Annotated in this window: 3 protein-coding genes; all 3 read left to right on the plus strand. The window is 63.1% G+C overall.

Annotated elements, in window-relative coordinates; all coding sequences use genetic code 11:
• Positions 1 to 503 (plus strand): CDP-6-deoxy-delta-3,4-glucoseen reductase (locus ENJ19_06325; GenBank protein HHM05344.1); only part of this gene is annotated, 503 nt, incomplete at its 5' end.
• Complete coding sequence (locus tag ENJ19_06330; protein ID HHM05345.1) at positions 290 to 778, plus strand: YceK/YidQ family lipoprotein; 489 nt, start codon at positions 290 to 292, stop codon at positions 776 to 778. The genes ENJ19_06325 and ENJ19_06330, both read left to right, overlap by 214 nt.
• Before the next feature lie 247 nt (positions 779 to 1,025).
• Positions 1,026 to 2,704, plus strand: a 1,679-nt coding sequence (locus ENJ19_06335; protein ID HHM05346.1) for a PAS domain S-box protein, incomplete at its 3' end; no start/stop codon positions are given.

Here is a 2,704-nt window from a genome sequence, read left to right on the forward strand (position 1 = left end):
AAGACATCGTGCGCATCATTGGCCCCATGGGTGATTTTTACCTGCGGGAAGATTCCCCCCGCCCCCTCCTCTTCGTCGCCGGCGGCACCGGTTTCGCCCCCATCAAGGGCATCATCGAGCACGCCCTCGCCGCCGGCATCCCCCGCTCCATGCACTTGTACTGGGGCGCGCGGGCCAAGGCCGATCTGTATCTGGACGAACTGCCCCGCCGCTGGGGGCTCAACCACGCCCACTTCCGCTACACCCCGGTGCTGTCCGCTCCCCGGCCTGAAGACCGCTGGTCGGGGCGGTGCGGCCTGGTGCACGAGGCCGTCCTGGCCGACCACCCCGATCTCAGCGGCTACGACATCTATGCCGGCGGCCCCCCCGCCATGGTCCAGGCCATGCACCAGGCCGCCATGGCGCGCAACTTCCCGGCGGAACAATTCTTCTCCGATCCCTTCGAATTCGCTCCCGATACCCTGGCCAAACAGCGTGCCCAGATGGAAAAGAGGGCGCAGTGAAACGAGGAGCATATTCCGCGCTGGCCGCGTTGGTGCTGGTGGCCGCCGTTGCCACATCCGGCTGCGCCACCTACAAAACCGTCTCCAATATGAAACCCGGCAGCCCCAAAGTCTACAGCGGCACCCGCCTGGATGTGCACGTCCTGCGGGACCAAAAAACCAGCCTGCTCAAATACGGCACCACGGCACCCGGGCACCCACTGGCCGACCTGCCGTTTAGTTTTGTGCTGGACACCTTAGATATTGCCGTTGACGTTTTCAGCGGCGGTGTATGAGGTGGTTGTTCAATGACAGCGTGGTGCCTGTGGGGTCAAAAAGGGCTCTGACCCCTTTTTCCCATCCCGGCAGGGGAGCACAATAACCTTGATATTCAGTAAGCATTTCCTATTGTAATATCATTCAGCGCGGAAACGGTGGTGGCGGCGCGCTCAAGGACGAGGGGCGTTGCGGCCTTTGTTTGCAGTTGTCGTTCCGTTGCCGCAGGCGCGGGGTGGGGCAGTGATCACCCGCTGATACAGGGGGATGTCACTCAAGGGGCACAGCACTATGACTGCGCGCAAGGAAGTGCCAGGGCCCACGTCGGTCCTGGAAGTGAGCCGGCGTGAAATCGCCCTGCGCAAGGCCTTTTTGGGTTTTACGGAGGCGGATGCGCGCTGCCTCAAGGCCCTGCAAGGCGCGTTCACCGCCCAACGCTCCGCCTTTATCGACGCGCTCTATGAACGCCTTTTGGCGTTCCCGCCCACCCGCGACCTGCTGCGTGAATACGCCGACCTGGACCGGCTCAAGTCCGCCCAGGCCCGTTATTTTGAAACGTTGACCAGCGGGGACTACGGTGCCGGCTATGTCGCCGAGCGCCTGCGCGTGGGCGAAGCCCACCAGCGGGCAGGTTTGGAGCCCAAGTGGTATTTGGGCACCTACGCCCACTATCTGGCCACGGCGCTGCCGGTGCTTTGGAAAAACTCTTGCGGCGACGCAGAGCGTTTTGACAAGGCCTGCGCGGCTCTGGTCAAAATCGTTTTTTTCGATATCAATCTGGCCCTGGACACTTATATCCACGCCGACCGCCAGCAGATCCTGACGCTCAAGCACTACGCCGAAACCATTGTGGACAATGTCGCGGACGGCGTGCTTGTCATCAGCGAAACCGGCGACATTGAGTCTTTCAATCAGGCGGCGGAGCGTTTGTTCGGCTATCGGGCCGCGGAGATGCTGGGCAGAAACGTTCGTCACCTGATGTCCGAGCCCGACCGCAGCCAGCACGATGCCTACCTGGCGCGCTACCGGACCACCGGTCAGGCACGTTGCATGGGCTTGGGGGTGCGGGAAGTGGCAGGCATTGCCAAGGACGGCCGGGTCCTGACCCTGGAGCTGACCATCAGCGAAATGAGCCAACAGGGGCGGCGGCGCTATATCGGCGTGCTGCGCGATATTGGCGAACGCAAACGGGCCGAGCAGGAACGCCTGACGCTGTCGCGGGCCATAGAACAAAGCGACGACACGGTGGTGATCACTGACCCCGAAGGCGTCATCGAATACGTCAACCCCTCCTTTGAGCGGGTCACGGGGTTCAGTTTCGCGGAGGTGAAGGGGAAAAGCCCCAAAGTGCTGAAATCAGGCCGCCATGGGGCGGCGTTCTACCGGGAGCTGTGGCAGACTGTAAAAGCCGGCCGGGCCTTTCGCGGCACCTTCATCAATCGACGAAAAGACGGCGCGCTCTATTACGAAGAAAAAACCATCACACCCATCAAGGATGCCGCAGGCCGGGTGACCCACTTCGTCTCCACCGGCAAGGACATCACCCGGCGCCTGGAAGCGGAAGAGCAGCTTCACTACCTCGCCCACCACGACCCGGTCACCGGTCTGGCCAACCGGGCCTTGTTCACTGACCGCCTGGAGCAGGCCATCGCCGCCCAGCAGAAGAACGAAACCCTGCTGGCGGTGCTGTGCCTGGATCTGGACCGTTTCAAGGTGGTCAACGACACCCTGGGGCCCCAACTGGGAGACCGCCTGCTGGCGGCCGTGGGGGAACGCCTGCAGCGGGCCGTGCCCGAGGGTACCACCGTGGCACGCTGGGGTGGCGACGAGTTCACCGTGATGCTGGATTCGCTGCGGGGTGTCGACGACTGCGCCCTCACCGCCCGCCGCATCCTGGATGCACTGGCCGCTCCCTTCGCGCTTGATGCCCGGGAGCTGTTCCTCAC

The sequence above is a fragment of the Gammaproteobacteria bacterium genome, from assembly GCA_011375345.1.
GTDB lineage: Bacteria > Pseudomonadota > Gammaproteobacteria > DRLM01 > DRLM01 > DRLM01.